3 protein-coding genes are annotated in these 5,585 nt (G+C 60.4%); 2 read left to right on the forward strand and 1 reads right to left on the reverse strand.

Annotated features, from left to right (window positions below; all coding sequences use genetic code 11):
• Positions 1-146: 146 nt before the first annotated feature.
• Positions 147-974, reverse strand: a complete 828-nt coding sequence (locus ACQRBV_RS23865; protein ID WP_090371667.1) for a N(5)-hydroxyornithine transformylase PvdF — start codon at positions 972-974, stop codon at positions 147-149.
• Positions 975-1,172: 198 nt separating this feature from the next.
• Here ACQRBV_RS23865 and ACQRBV_RS23870 point away from each other — a divergent pair, with 198 nt between their 5' ends.
• Both ACQRBV_RS23870 and ACQRBV_RS23875 read left to right on the forward strand, forming a co-directional pair.
• Complete coding sequence (locus ACQRBV_RS23870; RefSeq protein WP_060755324.1) at positions 1,173-2,825, forward strand: cyclic peptide export ABC transporter; 1,653 nt, start codon at positions 1,173-1,175, stop codon at positions 2,823-2,825.
• Between the two features lie 110 nt (positions 2,826-2,935).
• The gene (locus ACQRBV_RS23875) at positions 2,936-5,377 is read left to right on the forward strand and encodes a TonB-dependent siderophore receptor (protein ID WP_411985585.1); all 2,442 of its coding nucleotides are present in this window, start codon (positions 2,936-2,938) and stop codon (positions 5,375-5,377) included.
• Positions 5,378-5,585 lie beyond the last annotated feature (208 nt).

Genomic DNA, 5,585 nt, shown 5'->3' on the forward strand with positions numbered 1-5,585 from the left:
ATGGCGGTGTATCAGTCACGGTTTCTGAACCTGATACACCGTCATCGGGAGCAAGCCCCCTCCCACAGGTTATCCATCGTCCGCTCTTTCGCTTAACTGACTGGCATTAGGGCAAGCCCCCTCCCACACTCGGATCACATGCACACTCAGCCCTTTTGGGCCAACAACTCCAGCCCTTCATGCAACGCCGGGAACAAGCTGTTGTTGAAGTTGTTCCAGCGCAGTTCAAGGATGGTGTCCTGCGGCGATATCTCGGTGTTGAGCACGTCGTGGAAGACTTCACCGGAGTCGATACCGTTGTCCACGTAGTGGAACGACGCACCGGTCAGGTACAGCGGTTCGCAAGGCTTGGTCTCTTTGGTCGCCCAATCCACCACCGCCTGGCCACGCGCTCCGTACAACGCATTCCAGGTGGCATAGGCGCCACGACGCTCATAGGGCGACTCGAGGCGGGTAATGCCGGGGTGGATATTCATGATGCGTCGGGCAAACGGCGCGCCGGGGCGTACCAGCTCATCGAGGATCACCAGCAAACCGTCCAGCACCACGATATCGGCCTTCAACTCCACCAGCGTGTCGTGCAGGCGACGTTCGAAATCCTGCTTGCCGGCGATATGTTCCGCGCTGCCACGCGGCAAGCGACGGTAGGTGGACGGCACACTCAGCAGCAGGTCGTTGACCAGCGTGCCCTGCACCCGCAAGTCCGCCGGGTACAGCCACTGGCGGCCAGGCTGGTAGGCAAAGCCATAGTCGCTGACCAGTTGCTGGTCCCGTGGGTTCTGCTCGTCATCGTCATACACCACGCCCACCAGGTTGTAGCGCTGGCCCAGCGGCGTGTCATTGAGGGATCCCACCAGAAACTCCAGCACCGACTTCATGTAGCGCTCGTGGTCCTTGTAGGCCACCGGCTGCCCGGCCTTGTCGGCGGCGGCATTTCTCAGGGACCACACATACACCAGGTTCTTTTTCGTCATTGTTTCGCTCTCGCTGAGGGACTGCGCAGCGCGTGGATACACGTGCGCCTACAGCACAAGAACGAACCAGCGTCGCGGCAATTTATCCGGCGTGGTCGCCGCCCGGCGCGCCGAGCTAAATCCTTGCGTCGACGCTTCGTTTGTCAGGGGTAAGGGTCTGTGTGCCCAGCCCCTCTTTTCACTCTCCGGGATGTATTTATGACCGACCCCAAACGCGGCGCCTTCAATGGCCTGCTCGCCCTGCTCAGGCCCTTTCGTATGATCGTGACGGTCTCCGTCGCCCTCGGCATGGCGGGCGGCCTGGCCATTACCCTGCTGCTGGCCACCATCAACAATGCCCTGCACTCGGCCAACGGCATGACCCAGGGCGTGGTGCTGACCTTTGCAGCGCTGTGTGTGGTGGCGCTGGTCAGTTCGATCATCTCGGACATCGGCACCAACTACGTCGGGCAGCGCATCATTGCCGCCCTGCGCAAAGACCTCGGTGAGAAGGTGCTGTCGGCGCCCATCGGGCAGATCGAACGCTACCGTTCCCACCGCCTGATCCCGGTGCTGACCCACGATGTCGACACCATCAGCGACTTTTCCTTTGCATTCACCCCGCTGGCCATCGCCGCCACGGTCACCCTCGGTTGCCTGGGTTACCTGGCCTACTTGTCGGTGCCGATGTTCCTGATGATGGTGGTGGCGATCATCATCGGCAGCGCCGTGCAGTTCATTGCCGGCGGCAAAGGCATCCAGGGTTTCGACCTGGCGCGCAGCCATGAGGATGAGTTGCAGCGTTACTACAACGCGATTGCCTCCGGCGCCAAGGAGCTGCGCATGCACCGCCCACGGCGTTTTCGCATGAACACCCACCGCATCCAGGAAACCGCCGACCGCATCAGCGATATCCAGGTGCGCTCGGTCAACATCTACATCCTGGCCAAGACCTTCGGCTCGATGCTGTTCTTCGTGGTCATCGGCCTGGCCCTGGCGATGCAGGCATACAACCCCAACCCGGACCCCACGGTGATCACTGGTTTCGTGTTGGTGCTGCTGTACATGAAAGGCCCCCTGGAACATCTGCTGGGTTACCTGCCGGTGGTGGGCAAGGCGAAGATTGCCTTTGGCCGTATCAGTGAATTGTCTGAGCGTTTCTCCTCGCCCGAGCCGCATCTGCTGATGGACGACAGCGAGGCGCCCAAACCGATGGTCAACAGCCTGGAACTGCGCAATGTGAGCTACAGCCCGCCGGCGGTCGAGGGTAGCGCGCCGTTCCACCTGGGGCCGATCAACCTGAGCATCAAGCAAGGCGATATCGTGTTTATCGTCGGCGAAAACGGCAGCGGCAAGACCACCCTGATCAAACTGCTGCTGGGTTTGTACACCCCGCAGTCGGGCGAAATCCGCCTCAATGACGAGACCGTGACCGACCCCGAGCGCGACGATTATCGCCAGCTGTTCACCACGATCTTCTCCGACTATTACCTGTTCGATGACCTGGTGCAGGGCAGCGCCACGCAGTCGCTGGACAGTGCCGCCAAATACCTGGAGCGCCTGGAAATCGCGCACAAGGTCAGCGTCAAGGATGGCGTGTTCAGCACCACCGACCTGTCCACCGGCCAGCGCAAGCGCCTGGCCCTGGTCAACGCCTGGCTGGAGGAGCGCCCGGTACTGGTGTTCGACGAATGGGCCGCCGACCAGGACCCGGCGTTCCGCCGGATCTTCTACACCGAGCTGCTGCCGGACCTCAAGCGCCTGGGCAAAACCATCATCGTGATCAGCCACGACGACCGTTATTTCGATATCGCCGACCAGTTGGTGCGCTTGCGTGCCGGCCAGGTGGTGCACGCGCTGGAACCGGCGTGAATTTTGTTTTCCGGTTTTCTGAGGTAGGAACGTCTCACTAGTGGTAATGAGAACCAGCCTCAATTAACACCTAGAATTTGCCCACTTAAAACCTAGAAGAGAAAGCATCCATGCCAGCACGACTCGGCCTCAGCCCACTGAGCAAGGCGTTAACCATGCGCCGGGCCCTGAACATCAACCTTCTTCCAAGCGCCTTGGCCCTGGCAGTATCGTTGCCGATCGCAGGCTATGTGCAGGCTCAGGAGATCGAGTTGAATATTCCTGCCCAGGCGCTGGGGAGCGCACTCCAGGAATTCGGGCGCCAGGCCAACGTGCAGGTGTTGTACAGCCCCAGCGATGTGCAGGGCAAAAACAGCCGTGCGGTCAAGGGCAAGATGGCGCCACAGCAAGCCATTGACCAGTTGCTGGCGGGCACATCGACCACCCACAGCCTCAACGGTAATGCGTTGACGGTTGCTGCTGCCGGCGACACCACTGCCCTGGAGCTGAGCCCCACTCAGGTCAACGGTAACGTGCTGGGCAATATTACCGAGGGCTCCGGCTCCTACACCCCAGGCACCATCGCCACCGCGACGCGCCTGACCCTCACGCCACGCCAGACCCCACAGTCGATCACCGTGGTCACCCGCCAGCACATCGAAGACTTCGGCCTCAACAACGTCGATGACGTGATGCGCCACACCCCGGGCATCACCGTGTCGGCCTATGACACCGACCGTACCAACTACTACTCCCGGGGTTTCTCGGTCAACAGTTTCCAGTACGACGGCATTCCGTCCAGCGTGCGCAACGTCGGCTACTCGGCGGGCAATACCCTGAGCGACATGGCGATCTATGACCGTATCGAAATCCTCAAGGGCGCCACCGGCCTGCTCAACGGCGCAGGCTCCCTGGGTGCGACCATCAACCTGATCCGCAAAAAGCCCACTGCCGACTTCAAGGGCCATGTAACCGTGGGCGCAGGCTCGTGGGACAACTATCGCAGTGAAGTCGATGTCAGCGGCCCCTTGACCGAGAGCGGCAATGTGCGTGGCCGGGCGGTGGCGGCGTACCAGGACAAGAAGTCCTTCATGGACCACTACTCGCGCAAGACCGAAACCTACTACGGCATCACCGAATTCGACCTGTCCCCGGACACCATGCTGACCGTCGGCTTCGACTACCAGGACAACATTCCGAAAGGTTCCAGCTGGTCCGGCGCGTTCCCGCTGGTCAACTCCAACGGCAGCATCAACAAGATGCCGCGCTCCTACAACAACGGCACCACCTGGAGTTCATGGGAGCAGAACACCCGTACCGCCTTCGCCATGCTCGAGCATGACCTGGGTGACGGCTGGGTGACCAAACTGCAACTGGACCACAAGATCAACGGCTACCACGCTGACCTTGCATCGATTCAGTTCGTCCAGCCGGCCGCCGATGGCACCGCCGAGATCAACGGACAGAAATACACGGGTGAAACCAAAAGCACCTCGGCCGATCTTTATGCCACCGGGCCGTTCAGCCTCTTTGGTCGTGAACATGAATTGGTCGTGGGCGGCTCGATCGGTACTTCGCGCTGGCAGGGCAAAGGTTACTGGTCGCCGGAATGGCCGCAGGGCAACAAAGTCGATTTCTACAACTGGAACGGCAAGCTCGGCAGGCCAATCTACGGGCCGGTGCAGCAGTACATCGACGACACTATCCGCCAGAACGGCTACTACGTGACCACACGCTTGAACGTGATCGATGACCTGAACGTGATCCTCGGCGGGCGCGTGGCCAACTACCATGTCACCGGCAACAACCCTTCGTACAAGGAAACCGGGCGGTTCATCCCTTACGCCGGGGTGATCTACGACCTCAACGACAACTTCTCCGCGTACGCCAGCTACACCGATATTTTCCAGCCCCAGGAAAGCACCTATAAGGACCGCGACAGCAAACTGCTGGACCCGGACGAAGGGCAAAACTACGAGCTGGGCCTCAAGGGTGAGTTCTTTGAAGGCCGCCTGAACACCAGCATCGCCTACTTCGAAGTGCACGAGACCAACCGGCCGATCTCGGACGACGCCTACAACAACCAGACGCCAACCCCGAACAACTACGCGTTCAAGAGCTCCAAGGCGGTCACCAAGGGTTATGAGGCAGAAATTTCCGGTGAGCTGAGCCCGGGCTGGCAAGTCCAGGGCGGCTACACCCACAAGATCGTGCGTGACGACGACGGCAAGAAAATCTCCACCTTCGAACCCGAGCACCAGGTCAACCTGAACACCACCTACAAGCTCAAGGGCGACCTCGACAAGTTCACCATCGGTGGTGGCGTGCGCTGGCAGACCAAGGGCTGGCAAGAGGTCTGGAACCAACCCCTCAACCAGAACCAGGACATTACCCAGGAATCCTACTGGCTGGTGGACCTGATGACCCGCTACCAGGTCACCAAGAACCTGTCGGCGACCGTCAACTTCAACAACATCTTCGACAAGTCCTACTACACCAACGTGGGCTTCTATAACTCGGCCGCCTACGGTGAGCCGCGCAACGTGATGGTCAGCACCCGCTGGGACTTCTGATGTAAGCCCTTGACCACCCTGCGTGGTCGAACAAACGCCCGATGAGAGCCCTGCTTTCATCGGGCGTTTTTTTATACCTGCCCCCTTGCGACCGCACCTTGTGCGGGCTTGCCCTACTGCCAATCAGTTAAGCGATAGAACGAACGATGGACAACCTGTGGGAGGGGGCTTGCTCCCGATGGCGGTGTGTCAGGCTCAGAACCGTGAC

The organism is Pseudomonas sp. R11F (genome assembly GCF_050312575.1).
GTDB lineage: Bacteria > Pseudomonadota > Gammaproteobacteria > Pseudomonadales > Pseudomonadaceae > Aquipseudomonas > Aquipseudomonas palleroniana.

What these genes read in the sequence shown, in the direction of transcription:
- ACQRBV_RS23865 (WP_090371667.1), bottom strand. Translation starts at nt 974, where the DNA reads ATGACGAAAAAGAACCTGGTGTATGTGTGGTCCCTGAGAAATGCCGCC.
- ACQRBV_RS23870 (WP_060755324.1), top strand. Translation starts at nt 1,173, where the DNA reads ATGACCGACCCCAAACGCGGCGCCTTCAATGGCCTGCTCGCCCTGCTC.
- ACQRBV_RS23875 (WP_411985585.1), top strand. Translation starts at nt 2,936, where the DNA reads ATGCCAGCACGACTCGGCCTCAGCCCACTGAGCAAGGCGTTAACCATG.